Origin of the sequence: Listeria sp. LM90SB2, from assembly GCF_028867355.1 — a bacterium.
Lineage (GTDB): Bacteria > Bacillota > Bacilli > Lactobacillales > Listeriaceae > Listeria > Listeria monocytogenes_B.
Map to the genome: position 1 here is coordinate 1,720,267 of NZ_CP046449.1, position 18,519 is coordinate 1,738,785.

Below are 18,519 nucleotides of genomic sequence, written 5' to 3' on the forward strand. Positions count from 1 at the left end.
TCCCCATTTCAAAAGCTATTGCCATTTTATTCCCCTATTTTCTCCATGGCAAACTAATTATTCAATTAACTGAAAAGCTGTTTTAATAACTTCAGCTGATGCATTAAAATTAGCCACTTCATCTGTAGTTAGTTTCGGTTCTAAAATATCTATCACGCCATTTGCACCAATGATTGCTGGTTGTCCGATGTACGTATTTGTTTTTTCGGAAAATACAGCTAATGGAAAAACTTGTTTAGCATCTGTTAAAATCGCATCGACAATCCCCGCTGCAGCTGTGGCTATTCCAAAACTCGTCCAGCCTTTACCCATCAAAATATTCCAACCACCACCACGAACTGCATCTTTTAATGCTGGTAAATCAAGTGGTGTTGTTGTTTTATAATCCGTGATGCTTACCCCGCCAATTTTCACCGTAGACCAAGCAACGAATTGTGATTCACCATGCTCGCCAAGAACGTATCCTTCCACACTCTTTGGATTAATATGTAATGCTTCTCCTACTACTCGTCTCATTCTTGCTGTATCAAGTGATGTTCCCGTCCCAAATACTCGTGAATGATCAAACCCAGATAATTTCTGAATAAGCATCGTAATCACATCACATGGATTCGTAATATTCACAAAAATCCCTTTAAACCCCGATGCGATAATTTTTGGTACAATCTCAGCCACTGACCGACTTGTTTCAACGAGCTCTTCCATACGATCCTCGCGCAGTAACGTTTCTGGACCAACAGCCATGACAATGACATCGGCATCACCTAGTGCGCTCCAGTCATTCGAAGTTATTGTAGTATACGAATTCGTCATCGAAGCCATATCGCGCAGTTCTAACGCTTCACTTTCTGCTTTAGTTTCGATTTTATCTATTAACACAATTTCATCACAAATCCCTTGAGTTACGAGGGAAAAAGCCACGTCGCTCCCAACATGACCAGTACCAATTATTCCAACCTTCCGTTTCAAAAAATCCCCTCCACAATTAATTACTTGAATTTAATGCGATTAATTCATATTTAATGATAGTTTTATTATTTTCCCACACGAGTTTTCGAGGGATTGCTTCTCCAAGTGTTTCGCCTTCTTTTGTTTTACGTACTGCGATTGGCACATCAATTGGATAAATCCGATAACCTAATTTTTCTAGTTCAAAGAAATTATCAGAAATTCGCTTTTCTTTTCCTTTTGTTACAATCATTGTGTTTACCTCTAGTGGCATACCCAATTTTCCCACCTCCAGTTTCTTTAATCATAGCAGAGATTGCCCCTATTTGACTAGTTTTTATCATTTAAGATTCGCTCAGCTTGTTGCACAATTTGGACCATTCCCGCATCTCGCATAAAAAAGCTAAAAGCCGGTTGTAAAATGAATCGACTTAACTCCCCTTGAATGATGACAGGGCCTTTTGTTTCAAGGTAATCATCTAGTGATTCAATGGAAATAACATCCGCCGCATAAACTCGTTTAGTAAACGTTCGTTCCTCTGATTCGACCAAATAATCGGCTACAAAATGAAGTTCATCACTAATTGCGCCCGTCTCTTCCATGAGCTCGCGTTTCGCTGCGTCTAAATTTGTTTCTCCTGGTTCACCTTTTCCACCAGGGAATTCAAGCCCACGAATTTTGTGTTCGGTAAAAAGCCAACCGTCCTCTGTTTTAGGTATAATGAGCACATCGTCTGGATTATTTTCCTGTGCTTCAAAATAGATTGTAACTTTGTTTCCAAGTGTATCATTATAAATAAACAAAAACTCACTTCCTTTTCTTTTTTCAAAAATGTGGTAAGCTGTATGTAAGCTGAAATTTAGAGGGTGAAAATCAATGAAAAAAATTCTTATCGGAGGAATCCGACTTTATCAAAAATATATTTCGCGTTTCACTCCGGCTACTTGTCGTTTTTATCCAACTTGTTCTGCCTATGGAATCGAAGCGATACAGACACATGGCGCTTTAAAAGGTAGTTACCTTGCGATTAGACGTATTTCTAAATGCCACCCGTTTCATAAAGGCGGACTAGATTTTGTGCCACCCAAAAAAGAGAAGAATGCTGATTCCGAGCATTCCTGTAAAGCTCACCATCACCATTAATCATATCATGAATCGGTTTTTGCCGGTTCATTTTTTTCTTGCTTTTTAAGACAGAATAAGGTATTATCAAATTCGGACTATAAATCGTAATTGCTACGATTCGTATATTATTTAAACAAGAATTATTTCGATTTAGAGGAGTGAAAAGATTGAGAAAAAAGTATCTTATTGCCTTAACTGTACTATTTTCAGCATTACTCATACTTACTGGCTGCTCAGATGAGAGCGATAAAAAAGCGACAAAGAGTGATCAATTAACAGTTTATACAACCGTTTACCCTTTGCAGTATTTAACAGAACAAATCGGCGGTGAGTATGTAGATGTTCATAGCATTTACCCACCAGGTTCTGACGCCCATAGCTTCGAACCCACCCAAAAAGATATGATGAAAATTGCCGATAGTGATTTATTCTTCTATATCGGACTGGGTATGGAAGGATTTGTGGACAAAGCGGAAAAAACACTCGCGAATGAACATGTCTCTTTCGTCCCTACCGCTGAAAAATTAGACTTGCCAAAAGATCCAGATGCCGCAGAAGAACATGACCACGAAAGCGAAGAAGAACACGAACATGGCGACATTAACCCGCACGTATGGTTAAATCCTGTATACATGGAACAAATGGCAACAGTTGTAAAAGATAAATTAATCAAAGAAATGCCCGATCAAAAAGAAACTTTCGAAAAAAATTACCAGGCTGTCGAAAAAAAATTGAAAAAGCTAGATCAAGATTTCCGCACAGTTACAAAGGAAGCAAAACAAAAAGACTTCGTGACAGCACATGCAGCCTATAGCTACTGGGAAACAGAATATGGTCTGCACCAAATTCCTATTGCCGGTGTATCAACAAGTGATGAACCTTCTCAAAAGAAATTAAAATCTATCGTTGAAAAAATCGAAGCAGAGAAAATCCCATATATTATGTTAGAACAAAACACTAACTCAAAAATAGCAGATGTTATTCAACAAGAAACAAATACAAAAACACTGACACTCCACAATTTAGAAACACTTACGCAAAAAGACTTAGATCAAAAACGTGATTATCTTTCCATTATGAACGATAATTTAAAAGCATTAAAAGAAGGTCTTAATTATTAAAAAGAAAGGCGCTCTGTTTACATAGAGTGCCTTTCTTTTAATTTATTGCGTTGAATTTTTCCAGATGCTGTTTTAGGTAGCTTTTCGACAATCGTTATTTGTTTAGGGATTTTATAACCAGCCAAATTTGTTTCACAGATAAGCCGTAATTCAGCTTCATCAAATGTTTCTTCTGCAACGATAAAAGCGACGGGAACACTACCCCATTTATCGTCAGGCTTACCGATAACAGCCACTTCTTTCACGCCCTCATACTCGGAAATGACATGTTCTATTTCAGTAGGATAAATGTTCTCTCCTCCCGAAATAATCAAATCAGAACGACGCTCTAACACAAATAAAAAGCCTTCTTCATCCAAATAGCCAATATCACCAGTTTTGAACCAACCATCCACAAACGAAGCTTCTGTCGCTTTTTTATTATGTAAATATCCAGGTGTAATCGATGGTCCTTTTAGTAAAATTTCTCCGTCATCCGCAATTTTCACTTCTGCTGGAAATAACGCTTTACCTGAAGAACCAATTTTATTTAAGGCATCTTTTGGTGGTAAAGTAACGATTTGTGAAGCTGTTTCTGTCATCCCGAATGACTGCACTAAGGGAATATCACGCTGTTTGCAAATTTCCAAAACAGCTTTACTAGCAGGCCCGCCGCCCAGTAAAACGGTTCGAACATTGGGATGATAACTTCCGCTGTGTATTTTCAACAAGCGTTCCAGCATAGAAGTCACGACCGAAATCGTAGAAATTTTACCACTTTCAAGCAATTGCGTAATTTTTTCTTCATCGAAATGCTCTTCCAAATATACGGGAATTCCGTAAATAACCGAACGCATCATAATCGATAAACCACTAATATGAAAAATCGGCACAGCACAGAGCCAGCTATCTTTCTCGGTTAAACCTAAATTCAGCACCGAAGCAACAGCACTCCACCAGTGATTTTCGTAAGTTTGCACAACACCTTTTGGTTTCCCTGTTGTCCCTGATGTATACATAACAGAAGCCGCGCGAGATAAGTCCCATGTTTCTAACAACGCTGGCGCTTCATAATCCGTTTCTGCCAAAGTAGCATAACTAATTCCAGTGGCTACCTTATCTACTAACGAATCCGCTACAATCACATGTTTTACCTCAGCGTTCGCGAGTTGAAACGATATCTCTTTTTTCGTCAAACGATTATTCAGAAATAAAGTGACCGCACCAAGTTGTTGCAGAGCATGAATGAGTAAAAAAGTCATCCGATCATTTTTCCCTAGCAAAGCAACCATCTCGTCTTTTCTAATCCCTAACGCGAATAACTTACCCGCAAGTTGTTTTACTGCTTCACTTATTTCTTCAAATGTTTCTTCTTTTCCTTCAAAAACGAGTGCGGTCTCTTTAGGAGAAAGCCGCACTCGTTTTTGAAGCCAGTTTGTCATGTCCATTTTTACACCTTCAAATCAAGGGAATTTTGGAAATTGGTCAAAGTCTGGATCACGTTTTTCTTTAAAGGCATCGCGACCTTCTTTGGCTTCATCGGTTGTGTAATATAGAAGTGTTGCGTCACCAGCTAATTGCTGAATACCCGCTAAACCATCTGTATCTGCATTGAAAGCTGCTTTAATAAAACGAAGCGCAGTTGGACTTTTTTGTAACATTTCTTTTGCCCAAGCTACTGTTTCTTTTTCTAAATCTGCTACTGGAACAACAGTGTTAATCCAGCCCATTTCTAGCGCTTCATCCGCTGTATATTGACGGCACATAAACCAAACTTCTTTCGCTTTCTTATGTCCAATAACACGTGCTAAATAGCCAGAACCATAACCAGCATCAAAGCTACCAACATTCGGGCCAGTTTGTCCGAATTTCGCATTATCTGCTGCAATTGTTAAGTCACATACCAATTGAAGAACATTACCTCCACCAATGGACCAGCCCGCAACCATCGCAATAACTGGCTTTGGAATAACACGAATTAAACGTTGTAAATCAAGAACATTCAAACGTGGGATTTGGTCATCGCCAACATACCCACCATGACCGCGAACTTTTTGGTCTCCGCCAGAACAGAAAGCTTTTTCGCCTTCCCCTGTTAAAATAATCACGCCAAGATTCGAATTATCACGCGCTAAGTTAAATGCATCAATCATCTCTGTTACTGTTTTTGGTGTAAATGCATTATGTACTTCTGGACGATTAATCGTAATTTTCGCGATTCCTTCGTAACTTTCATATTTGATTTCCTCATATACTTTTTCTGTTTGCCAATTAAAACTCATTTTTCTTCCTCCTTCAAAATATCTTCCAGCCAGTAATTAAGCTGACTTGAAAAGCTGTTTGGTTGTTCTAAATAAACTGCATGCCCCGCTTCTTGAATTGAAACATGCGTACTATTTGGTAAAAGTTGATGCATTTCCTGCGCGATTTTTTCAAACTTCTCATCTAAAGCACCGGTAATGAGTAGCACTGGAAAAGTAAAGTTCGCTAAACAGTTCCAGTAAGATGGTTGTTTTCCGGTCCCCATCCCACGTAGACTCATTGCTAAACCATGCGAGTTTTGCGATAGCCGTTCTGACCTAATTCTTCTTTTCATTTCAGGAGACAAAACTTTTTGTGAAGCAAACAAAGCTAAATTTTCCCAGTAGTCCACAAAAGGCACCAAGCCCTCTTCTTCAATCCAGTCTGCCAAACGATTATCAGCCGCAACACGGCTTTCTCGGATATCTGCTTGTTCAAGGCCAGGAGAGCTACTAACTAAAATAAGTCCACGCACCCTTTTTGGAAAGGTTGCTGCAAACGCAGTCGCGACCCGCCCGCCCATCGAATAGCCAAGTACAAAACATCTACTGATATTTAATTGATGTAAAATTCCAGCTAAATCCTCGCAAATATTTTCCATTGTGTAAGGCGATATTTCTTCTGGGCTTGCGGTATTTCCGTGCCCAAGTAAATCTGGCGCAATAATATTAAAATGTTCTTTCAAATCTGAAATACTATCTTGAAATGTTTCGCTTGTTCCAGTAAAACCATGTAACATCAGTAAAGCTGGCTTTTCTCCACTTATAGCAGTTGTCAGATGATAATGTCGACCGTTTACTAGCATATTAATCTAATGCCTTTAACGCGTCCGCAATTTTAACCCAAAGTGCTTGATGATTTGCTTTATTTTCATGACGATTTGTTTTCACTTCAATAATATCCAAACCTTTATGGTAGCTAGCTTTATCGATTGCTTCTTCTAGTTCATCTACCGACTTAGCCTCGTGATAATCTGTATCATAAAAAGCAGCTGCAAAACGGAAATCAAGTTCAGTAGATGTACCAAATAATGATTCAAAATACTTCGGCTCGTTTGCTTGAGGTAAGAACGAGAATATCCCGCCGCCATCATTATTAACAATCACAATCGTTAGGTTCATCTTATATTTTTTCGCCATAAGTAACCCGTTCATATCATGATAAAAGGATAAATCACCAATTAGTAAAAACATTGGTTGGAAGACAACACTAGCACCTAACGCCGAAGAAACAACTCCGTCAATACCATTAGCCCCGCGATTTGCTAGCATTTTTATTTTCTTATCAATTTGTGAAAAGTACGTGTCAACATCGCGAATCGGCATACTATTACCAATAAAGAGTCCCGCTTTGTCCGGTAACAAACGGCGTAATTCCGCAACTATCTTACCTTCTTCCAAAATGGTTGTGTTCGCCATTTCAGCCAAAACGATTTCTCGTGCCACTTTATTATACGATGTCCATCCATTTAACCACGCTGCATCTTTCGCATCATCAGGCATATTTTGTTGCATGATATCTAGTAAAAATCGTTCATCACAGTGAATCATGTCTGTTACCGCTTTAATCGGATCTTTCCAAGCAGCACCCGGATCCACCACATAAAAACGAATATCTGAAAGTTGTTCTAACCAGTTTTTCAGTGGTTTAGAAACTGGCATACTTCCAAAACGAATAACTACTTCTGGTGTTAATTTATCTATAATCTCTGCTTCTTTTAAGAATGCATCATATTGGTCAATCACTACTTCATCTAGCGCCCCGTAAGAACGGAGTCCAGAAAGCGGATCAGCTAAAATCGGCCAACCTAGTTTTTTCGCTAAATCAACCATTGGCTGCTCCAATTCTTTCTTATCGATTGGACCAACGACGAATACGCCTTTTTTACCAGTGCATTCTGTCACCATTTTTTGAATCGAGCTATCGTCCAATACTTCATGCGTATAATAAATATGTACGTGATGATGTTTTTTTCCGGTAGCTGTGAACGGTGAAGGTTCTAGAATTGGCACAAGCGGTTCGCGTAATGGGAAATTGAGGTGCACAGGGCCACGTGGAGTTTTCATTGCAATATCCACCGCGCGACTTCCATGCCATTTTGCATAGCGAAGCATTTCTTCACTGTTTTCAGGAAGTGCCATATCCGTAAAATCCTTGACATGTGAACCATATAAATGCAACTGATCCATCGCTTGTGGTGCTCCAACATTTCGAAGCTCATGTGGACGATCAGCAGTTAAAACAATCAATGGGATTTGTGATAAATTAGCTTCAGCAACTGCTGGAAAATAGTTTGCAGCTGCCGTTCCTGAAGTACAAAGTAGAACAACTGGACGTTTCGATGCTTTCGCTAGACCTAAAGCAAAAAAGCCAGCCGAGCGTTCGTCAACATCCACATAAATCTTCAAAATCGGATGCTCTGCCATCATCAGTGCAAGCGGAGTGGAACGTGAACCCGGGCTAATAATTGCTTCTTTCACACCGGCTTGCACAAGCTCCTCAATAAATGCAGCTAAATAATCTGTCAGCACTTGTTCGTGGTTTGTCATTTCTTTATGCCTCCTAATACGCGTAACATCGGCTGGAATTTTACTGCCGTTTCTTGTAATTCTTCTTTTGGTACAGAATCTCCAACAATCCCGCAACCAGCATAGATTAACCCCTGCGAATCGACAATTAAGCCTGAACGAATGGCCACAGCAAACTCACCAGAACCTTTTAAGTCAACCCAGCCAATCGGTGCTCCGTAGAAACCACGATCCATTTCTTCTTTCATCCGAATAATGGCTAATCCCATTTTTTGAGGTAAACCGCCAAGAGCTGGCGTTGGATGAAGAGCTTTTACCATTTCAAGCATGGAAACATCTGGTTTTTTCTTCGCGGTAATATTCATATATAGATGTTGAATATCACGATTTTTCAGAAGTACTGGTTGGCTAGATAACGACAATCCTGTTGTAAATGGTTTTAATGTTTCTTCCATCATTTGCACTACATAAGAATGCTCTCGCAAGTTTTTCGCATCTTTTAACAGCGCATTTCCAAGTGCTTCGTCCGCTTCTTCGGTAGCGCCGCGCTCCGTAGAACCAGCTACACATGACGAATGAATTTCATCCCCATTGACCGCAAGTAATCTTTCAGGAGTTGCCCCGAAAAAGACCCCTGTTCCCTTTTCAATAAGGAAGAAATAACTATTTTCTTGTGTTGCTAGCATATTTTCCAAAATAATGGCACTATCTACTTGGCGCTGGAAACGCAAGCCCATTCGTCTAGCTAGAACCACTTTTTTTACGTCTTCTGAATGATTAATCATATCGATAATTTCACTCGCAGTTTCTAGGAAATGGTCTTTGCCAATCTCCTTAAAATCTGTAAGTAATGCCATTTCAGCTTCATTAACCTCTTGATGAATGATTTTTTGCCATTGATTAAAAACAGCTTCTAATTTGCTTTCCGTATCATCAGAGTAGATAGACAAATTAACGGTTAAGTAACTTTTACCATCTTTATTCGTTAACATAAATAGTGGTAAATAAAACAAGCCATCTTTAAAACTTTGCCATTCTTTCTCTGTATCACGCTCAGGATCAAAGGCAAAACCACCAAAGTAAATTGGTCCAGTAGCATCTACGGTTGCATTGGTTACACTAGTTCGCAGTCTCTTCTCAATTTTCTCTTGCAGTCCAAGAAAAGCATCTTTTTTCTTCTCCGCCAAAAATTGTTTCGTTACACCAAAACCGGTCATGGTCAGTGTCATTTCTGGATTTTGCCAGAAAAAACGCTCACCTTTAAAAGCCGTGCCAGCTTTTTTAAACAATTTGACTGGAGACACTAATTCATCTAACTCAGTTACCCAGCTAAATAGAGCCGGTTGATCTTGGCTTGCGCTACGTTTCGCTTGATTAAATAAATCAAGAGGCAATTTAGTATTCATATGCTTATCTCTCCTTTTACATTCACATCTTCTATTATACCAAAAATAGAGCTAAACTGCTTGGTTTGCGTTTTTTCTTTCATTTCGTCATTAATTATTGACGTTCTTGCAATATTTCCCTAAAATGAAGGGTAGACATCTGAAACATATGGAAGTGAAAAAGGAGAGAAAAACATGGCTAATGCCTCAAAATCTGCACTTACAAAACAAACTGGATTTCAAAAATGGTGGACATTACTTCGCCCCCATACACTTGTAGCCTCTTTCGTTCCAGTATTTCTTGGAACATCAGTCGCAATGAGCTACACCAGTTTTCATTTTACACGTTTTATCGTTATGCTAATTGCTTGTTTCTTTATACAAACATCCGCCAATCTATTCAATGAATATTTTGATTATAAAAAAGGGCAAGATGATGAGCACTCGGTAGGAAATGGTGGTGCTATCGTCCGAAATGGTATGCGCCCAGGATTTATTTTATTCCTAGCAATTTTCTTATACATATTATCAATTCTCGGTGGTGTTTATTTATCCATTGAACTTAATTGGTATGTAGGATTACTTGGCGCAATATGTATGCTTGTTGGCTTTCTTTATACGGGAGGACCTTATCCTATTGCTTATACGCCATTTGGTGAAATTATGGCAGGATTCTTTATGGGGGGAATTATTACTTTCATTTCCTTCTATATTCAAGCAGAATTTATTAGTTCGTTTATCGTATACGTATCGATTCCAGTAATGGTGCTCGTTGGTAACTTGCTACTTGCTAATAGTATTCGTGATTTAGTACCTGATAAGAAAAATGGTCGTTTAACCTTAGCTATCTTGCTAGGTCGCAAATGGGCAACCGTTCTTTTTGCAGCTGCTTTTCTATTCAGTTACGTATTTGAAATCGCCCTTATTTTCACACAAGATGCTCCGTGGTGGACGCTTCTGATTTTACTTAGTTTGCCAGAAGCTATTCGCGCCGTGCGTCGTTTCATCGGCAAAACTTCGCCGATTACAATGGTCCCAGCCATGAAATCCACATCTAAAGCATTAACTATCTTTGGTATTACATTGGCCCTTGCTTACCTTTTAAGTCTATTATCCAGAAATTTATTCATGTAAAAAAACTGGTTGTCCTCGTGACAACCAGTTTTTTTATTTAGACCCAATTTGGACTTGCTGTTTATTTTGGGCATATTTCGCTAATTCTATCGATAAATCATATCGTAAAAATGGCGTAATAATATAAATCCCTTGGAAATGCTCACAAATCGCATCCACTAATTCACGAGCAATTGCCATGCCTTCTTCATTTGCATGACCGTGCTCTTCCGCCTCTCTCATTCGCTCCCGCACATCATCTGTCAAACGAATCCCGGGAACCTCATTATGCAGAAATTCTGCATTCCGACTAGACAATAATGGCATAACCCCAATAAAAAGTGGCACATCAATATTTGCTTTTTGCAAGGCTTCTTTTAATAAGATAGCTTTATTCACATCATAAATTGGCTGTGTAATAATATAATCGGCACCATATTCCACTTTTCGCTCAATTAACCTAACCGCTTTCTCTAAGTTCAGCACGTTCGGATTAAATGCCGCTCCAACATGGAATCGTGCCTTTTCTTTCAGTGATTTCCCAGTATAAGAAATCCCATCATTGAACTTTTTAATTAGCTGAACTAATTCCACAGACCTTAAATCAAACACCGAAGACGCTCCAGGGAAATCACCTACTTTAGTTGGATCACCTGTAATCGCAAGCACATCATGCAGCCCCAATTTATGAAATCCCATCACATGCGAATGCATCCCAACCAAATTATGATCCCGCGTCGTCAAATGAATGAGTGGTTTAATACCATATTCATGCTTCAAAATCGAAGCTAGCGCCATATTACTAATCCGCGGCGTGGCAAGCGAATTATCCGAAATCGTAATCGCATCAACGCCTGCCTCGTCAAGTGCCTGGGCTCCTTCAAAAAATTTCGTCGTATCAAAAGTCCTCGGCGGATCTAGTTCAACCAAAATCGTTAAACGTTCCTTCACTTTATCAAGCAAACGTTCACCAGAATCCACATCCTCCACTTCTTCTGGAACAAGTTCCAATATCGGCCGAACTTCTTTTTCCAAAATGGGTTTTGTTGTTTCAAGGCCTTTTCGTAAAGCACGAATATGATCTGGCGTCGTGCCACAACAACCACCAATAATCCGAGCACCTTCTTGCCGAAAAACCTCCCCATAATGTTCAAAATAATCCGTGTCAGACTGATAAATTACTTTTCCTTCTTGCATCTCTGGCAAACTAGCGTTGGGATAAACTGCCAAATAAGCATTATCATACAGCGGCACTGTTTCAAGAGCACGCGCCATATGGTAAGGACCAAGTCGGCAATTAATACCAACTACATCCGCTCCAAGCGCAATAAGTTCTTCCAGCGCATCCGGCAATTTTTTCCCGTTTTGAAGAATACCCGGCTCATGCATAGAGACATTCGCAACTACCGGTAAATCAGTAGTCTCACGAAGAATTTTCAACACTGTTTTAAGCTCATCTAAATCATAATACGTTTCCAGCAAAATCGCATCCACACCATCTAACAAAAAACAGTATAGCTGCTCCCTAAAACTTCGCTTGATTTCTTCGAGTGGAGCCGCTGGAAGTCTTGCATCCACTGCGCCATTTATTCCACCAATCGTCCCAAAAATATACGTTCCAGTCCCTCTTGCCGCTTCCTTTGCTAACCGAATGGCTGCTTGATTAATACGCTTCACTTCATCCTCTAAACCATATCGCGCTAATTTAATATAATTTGCACCATACGTATTCGTTTGAATAATATCCGCCCCAGCACCAATGTATGCTTTATGAATCGCAACAATATCTTCCGGATGAGACAAATTTAGCTCTTCAAACGAACGATCCACTCCATAAGAATAAAGCAAAGTGCCCATCGCGCCGTCAGCAATTAATACTTTTTCACTTAAATCTTTTCTTAAATTCATTTCGCAACACTTCCCTTCTTAATGAAAGAAAGTGCTTGTTTTAAATCAGCAATCAAGTCATCGGCATCTTCTAGTCCAGCTGAAAAACGTAATAATCCTGGCGTAATTCCTTGCGCCAAACGCTCCTCTTCCGGAACAGCCGCATGAGACATTTTAGCCGGGTAAGAAAGAATACTCTCCACCGCGCCCAAACTCACAGAAAATACCGGCAATTCCAAATGTGTTACTAGTTCTCGCACAGCTTCCTCACTGCCTAAATCAAACGATAAAACGGCCCCGCCACTTGTCGCCTGTTCCACTTGAATGTCATAACCCGCATGAGAAGGTAACCCCGGATAATGCACTGCCACCACATCTGGCTCCGCATTTAAAAATAGCGCAATTTTCTCCGCTGTTTCCGTCCCAGCCTTCATCCGCACAGAAAGTGTTTTTAGTCCGCGCAATAACAACCACGAATCCTGCACTCCAAGAACCCCACCAGTCGAATTTTGCAAAAAGTACACTGCTTCAGCCAGATTAGGATTATTGGTGACAATTAGCCCCGCCAAAATATCACTATGCCCTCCAAGAAATTTCGTCGCACTATGAATAACCAAGTCTGCACCTAATTCTAACGGTTTTTGAATTAACGGCGTCAAAAATGTATTATCAACAAACGTATAACACCCATTCGCTTTCGCAAGTTTTGCAACAGTCCGAATATCTGTCACATGCAGCAACGGATTAGAAGGTGTTTCCAAGTAAATCAGTTTCGTATTCGCTTGAAATGCCTTCGCAACTTCGTCAATATTTGTCGTATCAACAAAAGTATGCGTAATCCCAAAACGTGGCAACACTTGCTCCACCAAACGAAACGTCCCGCCGTACACATCTTTCGCAATAATAAAATGGTCTCCCTTAGAAAGAGTAAAGAGCGCTGCAGAAACAGCCGCCATCCCACTAGCAAAGGCAAAACCATTCGTACCACCTTCCAGTTCCGCAATCGCTTGTTCCACTTTTTCTCTCGTTGGGTTCCCACTTCTCGCATAATCATAAGCGTGATAATTATCAAAGTCATGCTGATGGAAAGTAGACGATAAATGAATTGGCGTATTAAGCGCACCTGTCTCTTTATCAATCCCGAGGCTCGCTTTAATCACAGCCGTATCTTGCGCATATTCATTAGCCACGAGCGCTCACCCCTTCCAAAACCGCATCGAGTGCCTTAGATAAATCAGCAATCAAATCTTCACTAGCTTCAATTCCAACCGAAATGCGCAATAATTTGTCTGTAAGTCCATAAGAATTCCGCAACTCTTCAGGAATATCTGCGTGCGTTTGTGTTGTTGGATAAGTAATCAAACTCTCCACCCCGCCTAAACTTTCCGCAAAAGTAAATAACTCAAGTTCTTTCAAAAGTGGCGATACGAGCGCCGCATCTTGAATAAAGAAACTAATCATCCCACCGCGCCCTGGATAACGAACTTCCTCCACCAATTCATGTGATTCCAAAAACGCCGCGATTTTCTCTGCATTCGCTTGATGTTGTCTTACACGCAAAACCAGCGTCTTAAGGCCACGAATCAATAACCAACTATCAAATGGCGATAGCACTGCACCCGTTGCATTTAACTGATTAAAAAAGAAATTCCCAAGTCGCTCCTCTTTTACAATAACCGCCCCAGCAAGCACATCATTATGCCCACCAAGATACTTCGTCGCACTATGAATCACAATATCCGCGCCCAAAGTTAACGGCTGTTGTAAAATTGGTGTATAAAATGTATTATCCACAATCACAAGTAAATCATGCGCACCTGCCCATTCAGACACAGCCGCAATATCTGTTTCCTGCATTAAAGGATTTGTTGGTGTCTCAATAAAAATCGCCTTCGTTTCCGGACGAACTAATTTCTCCAAATCAGCAATCTCCGCCCCGTCCCAATACGAAAATCCAATATTATATTGCGCACCAAACTGTTCAAAATATCTAAAAGTCCCCCCGTACAAATCCTGTGAACTAATAATATGTTCGCCAGTTTTAAAAAGCTGGAAAACAAGTTGAATCGCACTCATCCCTGAACTCGTTGCAAAAGCATGCGTTCCATTTTCTAGTTCCGCGAGCGCTTCCTGTAAAGCATCTCGCGTCGGATTTCCAGTTCTAGTATAATCATACCCCGTTGACACTCCAAGATCGGCATGCTGGTAAGCTGTAGAGAAGTAGACTGGCATATTGACAGCACCCGTTCTTTCACATTTTCTATTTCCAATTTGCGCTGCTATCGTCTCTTGTTTCAGCTTTGCCATAATTACCTCTCCTCCATTCCTTTATTTCTCTAATACTTGATATTCCGCACGAACTTCTTTAGTCGCTTTAATCATATCTTGAAGTGCCGCAATCGTTTCAGGCTCTTTACGCGTTTTCAACCCACAATCTGGGTTAATCCAAAATTGTTTTGCATCAATTGCACGTAACGCTCGGCGAATATTGTCTTGGATTTCAGTCACAGTCGGAACGCGTGGACTATGAATATCATAAACCCCAAGGCCAATTTCCTTATCATACGTCACTTCCTCAAATGTCGAAATTATCTCCCCGTGACTTCTTGACGTTTCAATCGAAATAACATCCGCATCTAGAGCACTAATCGTATCAATAATATCGTCAAAGTCCGAATAACACATATGCGTATGAATTTGCGTATCATTTTGGACCGAAGCAGTCGTTAATTTAAACGAATAAACTGCATCGTCTAAATATTTTTGCCATCTTGCTTGTTTTAATGGTAAACCTTCACGTAAAGCTGGCTCATCCACTTGGATAACTTTAATGCCATTACGTTCTAACGCTTCTACTTCTTTACGAAGCGCAAGTCCAACCTGATTTGCAACTACACTCTCCGGCACATCATCACGAACAAAACTCCAATTAATAATTGTCACCGGCGCCGTTAGCATTCCCTTCACTGGGCGCTTCGTTAACGACTGGGCATAGACACTTTCTTTCACGGTAATTTCCTCTGTAAAAGCAACATCCCCGTAGATAAGTGGTGGACGAACCGCTCTCGAACCATAAGACTGTACCCATCCAAATTTAGTTGCTTGGAAACCAGCCAATTTTTGCCCGAAATATTCCACCATATCTGTCCGTTCAAATTCCCCGTGAACTAATACATCAATATCCAAATCCTCTTGAATTTTAATCCAGCGAGCCGTTTCTTTTTCAATAAAAGCATTATATTCTGCATCGGTTATGTTCCCTTTTAACCAGTCAGCGCGCGTCTTCCGAACTTCCGGTGATTGTGGAAAACTTCCGATTGTTGTCGTTGGGAAAAGCGGTAATTTCAACCAAGCATGTTGCAACTTAATCCGTTCCGCAAATGGCAACTCCCGGTCCACCCGCACATTTTTCAAATTAGCAATCGCTTCTTGAACTTCTAAATTATTTCGATGACTAGATTCATTGAGCGCCGTCACTGCTGCACGAGATTCTTCTAGTTCAGCTGCCACACTTTCCGCACCATTCGTCAAAGCCTTCGTCAAAATAGTAATCTCCTCTAATTTTTGATCAGCAAATGATAAGCCACCAAGAATCACTTCATCCAAATCTGGCTCACTTAACTTCGTCACTGGTACATGGAGCAATGAATTAGAAGGTTGAACAATCAATTTTCCATCCGCCACATAATTCGCAATCTCCGTAAGTAGTTCCAGTTTAGCATCCAAGTCACTACGCCAAACATTCCGTCCATCAACCACACCGGCCGCTAAATACTTATCTTCCGGAAATCCGTGAGCTTTTAACGCTTTTATCGAATCACCATGATCATGAACAAAGTCAATCCCAATCGCCGCAACTGGTAAATTAACAACCTCTTCATAATAATCCAAACTTTCAAAATAAGTTTGTAACTCTATTTTCAAATTTGGAACTGCCGTTTGAAACGCTTGATATACTTTTTCAAATAACGCAATTTCTTTTTTATCAAAACTAGTTGCAAGATATGGCTCGTCAATTTGCACCCACTTGGCACCAGCTGCCTCAAGTTCTTTCAAAATCTCTACATACGCCGGAATAAATTTATCTAACAATACTTCAAAACTTTTTGCATCGCTACCTTTTCCAAGTTTTAAATAAGTAATTGGCCCAACAAGCACTGGTTTTCCTTCAATACCAAGCTCTTTCTTCGCTTCTTCGTAATAGTATAGTGCCCGATTATCCAACACTTTCGGCTCCGCATCAGCGAGTTCTGGAACAATATAGTGATAGTTCGTATTAAACCATTTAGTCATTTCAGAGGCCACCGCGTCATTTTTACCACGTGCAATATCAAAATATGTATTTAGCGAAACTTTCCCTCCATCATGCTGAAAACGTTTTGGAATAATCCCAAATGTAACACTCGTATCAAGCACTTGATCATAAAAACTAAAGTCACCAACTGGAATCAAATCAATCCCTTTATCTTGTTGTTTTTTTAGCGCATGTAATCTTAGAATCTTTGTTTCCGCCAATAATTCCTTTTCTGAAATTGTGCCATTCCAAAACTTTTCTAGTGCACGTTTCCATTCACGTTTCTCTCCAAGTCTCGGATACCCCAAGTTTGAACTAATTGCCTTTACCATACTTATCACCTTATCCTCTCCATTTTTTGCCAATAAAAAACCTCCCTAGAGAACTAGAGAGGTTTGGAAGTTTCGATACACAAATACAGTGAAACTTTTTAAGTCTCTCTTATCTCTCGAAGCATCACACTTCGCAGGATTTAGCACCTTTTCAACGAATTGAAAGGTTGCTGGGTTTCAACGGGCCAGTCCCTCTACCACTCATAATAAGAGTAATTTATTTAGTTTTTTTAATCACTTAAATTGGATTGAAATCATCATACCACTTGCACCTAAAAACTGTCAATCATTAATTTCCCATTTTCTTTTCAAGTGCATCTTTCCGAGCTCCAAATACTAGCAACAAACAGCCAAGCACAAGGATTCCGGCTACTACAAAATAAAATATTTGATTTCCAAAAATCCCGATCATCATTCCAGTCGCGCTCGGCCCAATAATGCTCCCCAAACTGAAGCACATGCCAACCAAAATATTCCCAGCCGGAAGCAATTCAAGTGGCGTTAAATCCGTCATATAAGATAATCCAAGCGAGTATAAAGATCCAAGTAAAATCCCCAAAACAAAGAAGAAAACCACATATAAAACTGGTATCTTAACAAATGCTGTCAACATAAAAACAACTGCTCCTGCTCCCGTCAAAAGAGGTAAAACTTTTCCTCGTCCAAACTTATCACTAACAATCCCAATAGGCACCTGAAAAATAATCGTCCCTACCGAAAAAGAAGAAATAACCATCGCTATCATCATCGTATCGAGCCCATCGCGCAACCCAACAACTGGAAAAGTCGCATTAAGTCCAGTCTCCAAAATTCCATATAAAAACGGTGGAATCATCGCTACCCAAGCCAATTTAAATACATCCGAAAAACGTTTCAAACTACCCCAAAAAGATATTTTTCGAATTACAGCCTTTTCAGCAACAAAGTCATTACGAACAAACCAAACGAGTCCCCAAGCTATCAAAACTAAAATTCCAGATAAAAAGAAAGGCAAGTTCGCATTTATTTTTGCCAAATTAACCAATTGTGGCCCAATCGCAAATCCTAATGAGAAAAACAACCCATAAATAGCCATATTCCGGCCACGTTTACTTGGCTCACTCATTGCCCCAATCCAAGTCTGCGAAGAAAAATGTAACATATGATCCCCCACACCAATAAGCAACCTTAATATAAACCAAAAATATAAATTAAACCAAATTGGAAAAGCCAAAATCGAAACCGCAACTAGTCCTCCCCCAACTAAAATAATCGGCTTATAACCATATTTATGAAGTGGGGCCTCAATAAATGGAGAAATAAGTAAAACTCCTAAATAGATTCCCGTAGCATGAAACCCATTAATTCCTGCACTTATACCTTTCTCTTCTAATATTATCGCAATAAGAGGTAATAAAACCCCCTGTGACAATCCTGAAATGGCAACAACCATCGTCAAAATCCAAAACTTTCCTTTAGCCCCCATTAGATACCTCCAACAAAATTTTACTAAATAAAAAAACAAT

At 39.9% G+C, this 18,519-nt stretch carries 16 protein-coding genes and 1 riboswitch; of the genes, 3 read left to right on the forward strand and 13 right to left on the reverse strand.

The features are described from left to right. Window positions 1–57 precede the first annotated feature (57 nt). The 3 genes from GL301_RS08455 to ytkD are packed head-to-tail and all read right to left on the reverse strand — an operon-like array spanning window position 58 to window position 1,752. Window positions 58–969: an L-lactate dehydrogenase gene (locus tag GL301_RS08455; RefSeq protein WP_012681326.1), complete on the reverse strand. Its 912-nt coding sequence runs from the start codon at window positions 967–969 to the stop codon at window positions 58–60. 16 nt (window positions 970–985) lie between these two features. Next, window positions 986–1,228 (reverse strand): DUF2584 domain-containing protein, encoded by a 243-nt coding sequence (locus tag GL301_RS08460; protein ID WP_003727325.1) that lies wholly within the window; start codon window positions 1,226–1,228, stop codon window positions 986–988. A 50-nt stretch (window positions 1,229–1,278) separates the two neighbouring features. Then, the gene (gene ytkD, locus GL301_RS08465; RefSeq protein WP_003726085.1) at window positions 1,279–1,752 is read right to left on the reverse strand and encodes an RNA deprotection pyrophosphohydrolase; all 474 of its coding nucleotides are present in this window, start codon (window positions 1,750–1,752) and stop codon (window positions 1,279–1,281) included. A gap of 73 nt (window positions 1,753–1,825) precedes the next feature. Here ytkD and yidD point away from each other — a divergent pair, with 73 nt between their 5' ends. After that, window positions 1,826–2,092: a membrane protein insertion efficiency factor YidD gene (gene yidD, locus GL301_RS08470; RefSeq protein ID WP_003726086.1), complete on the forward strand. Its 267-nt coding sequence runs from the start codon at window positions 1,826–1,828 to the stop codon at window positions 2,090–2,092. Between the two features lie 149 nt (window positions 2,093–2,241). Then, a complete protein-coding gene (locus GL301_RS08475; protein WP_003727323.1) occupies window positions 2,242–3,195 on the forward strand; it encodes a metal ABC transporter substrate-binding protein in 954 nt (317 codons plus the stop codon). A 17-nt stretch (window positions 3,196–3,212) separates the two neighbouring features. On the opposite strand, the gene GL301_RS08480 is transcribed toward GL301_RS08475, so the two are convergent. Genes GL301_RS08480 through GL301_RS08500 form a run of 5 tightly spaced genes read right to left on the reverse strand, consistent with a single transcriptional unit; the run spans window position 3,213 to window position 9,409 of the window. Further along, window positions 3,213–4,622, reverse strand: a complete 1,410-nt coding sequence (locus GL301_RS08480; RefSeq protein WP_003741281.1) for an o-succinylbenzoate--CoA ligase — start codon at window positions 4,620–4,622, stop codon at window positions 3,213–3,215. Between the two features lie 15 nt (window positions 4,623–4,637). After that, the gene (gene menB, locus GL301_RS08485) at window positions 4,638–5,456 is read right to left on the reverse strand and encodes a 1,4-dihydroxy-2-naphthoyl-CoA synthase (RefSeq protein WP_003726089.1); all 819 of its coding nucleotides are present in this window, start codon (window positions 5,454–5,456) and stop codon (window positions 4,638–4,640) included. Further along, window positions 5,453–6,280 (reverse strand): 2-succinyl-6-hydroxy-2,4-cyclohexadiene-1-carboxylate synthase, encoded by an 828-nt coding sequence (gene menH / locus GL301_RS08490; protein ID WP_003731595.1) that lies wholly within the window; start codon window positions 6,278–6,280, stop codon window positions 5,453–5,455. Before menH ends, menB begins: the two co-directional genes overlap by 4 nt. A gap of 1 nt (window position 6,281) precedes the next feature. Then, window positions 6,282–8,024: a 2-succinyl-5-enolpyruvyl-6-hydroxy-3-cyclohexene-1-carboxylic-acid synthase gene (gene menD, locus GL301_RS08495; protein ID WP_274758628.1), complete on the reverse strand. Its 1,743-nt coding sequence runs from the start codon at window positions 8,022–8,024 to the stop codon at window positions 6,282–6,284. Beyond that, complete coding sequence (locus tag GL301_RS08500) at window positions 8,021–9,409, reverse strand: isochorismate synthase (RefSeq protein WP_003726092.1); 1,389 nt, start codon at window positions 9,407–9,409, stop codon at window positions 8,021–8,023. The genes menD and GL301_RS08500 overlap by 4 nt, the downstream gene beginning before the upstream one ends. A 174-nt stretch (window positions 9,410–9,583) precedes the next feature. On the opposite strand from GL301_RS08500, the gene GL301_RS08505 reads away from it, so the two are divergent. Next, window positions 9,584–10,522, forward strand: coding sequence for a 1,4-dihydroxy-2-naphthoate polyprenyltransferase (locus GL301_RS08505; RefSeq protein ID WP_003723268.1), 939 nt, complete (start codon window positions 9,584–9,586; stop codon window positions 10,520–10,522). Window positions 10,523–10,555: 33 nt separating this feature from the next. On the opposite strand, the gene GL301_RS08510 is transcribed toward GL301_RS08505, so the two are convergent. From GL301_RS08510 to GL301_RS08530, 5 genes are all read right to left on the reverse strand, one after another. Further along, window positions 10,556–12,409: a bifunctional homocysteine S-methyltransferase/methylenetetrahydrofolate reductase gene (locus GL301_RS08510; RefSeq protein ID WP_003726093.1), complete on the reverse strand. Its 1,854-nt coding sequence runs from the start codon at window positions 12,407–12,409 to the stop codon at window positions 10,556–10,558. Then, on the reverse strand, window positions 12,406–13,578 hold the full coding sequence (gene metC, locus GL301_RS08515; protein WP_010958931.1) for a cystathionine beta-lyase: 1,173 nt from the start codon (window positions 13,576–13,578) through the stop codon (window positions 12,406–12,408). Before metC ends, GL301_RS08510 begins: the two co-directional genes overlap by 4 nt. Further along, entirely contained in the window at window positions 13,571–14,695 is a 1,125-nt protein-coding gene (locus tag GL301_RS08520) for an aminotransferase class I/II-fold pyridoxal phosphate-dependent enzyme (RefSeq protein WP_003726095.1), read from the reverse strand. The genes metC and GL301_RS08520 overlap by 8 nt, the downstream gene beginning before the upstream one ends. A gap of 21 nt (window positions 14,696–14,716) precedes the next feature. Continuing rightward, window positions 14,717–17,014 (reverse strand): 5-methyltetrahydropteroyltriglutamate--homocysteine S-methyltransferase, encoded by a 2,298-nt coding sequence (gene metE / locus GL301_RS08525; RefSeq protein WP_003726096.1) that lies wholly within the window; start codon window positions 17,012–17,014, stop codon window positions 14,717–14,719. A 106-nt stretch (window positions 17,015–17,120) separates the two neighbouring features. After that, window positions 17,121–17,227: riboswitch (SAM riboswitch) on the reverse strand. 76 nt (window positions 17,228–17,303) lie between these two features. Then, window positions 17,304–18,479, reverse strand: coding sequence for an MFS transporter (locus GL301_RS08530; protein WP_003727320.1), 1,176 nt, complete (start codon window positions 18,477–18,479; stop codon window positions 17,304–17,306). Window positions 18,480–18,519 lie beyond the last annotated feature (40 nt).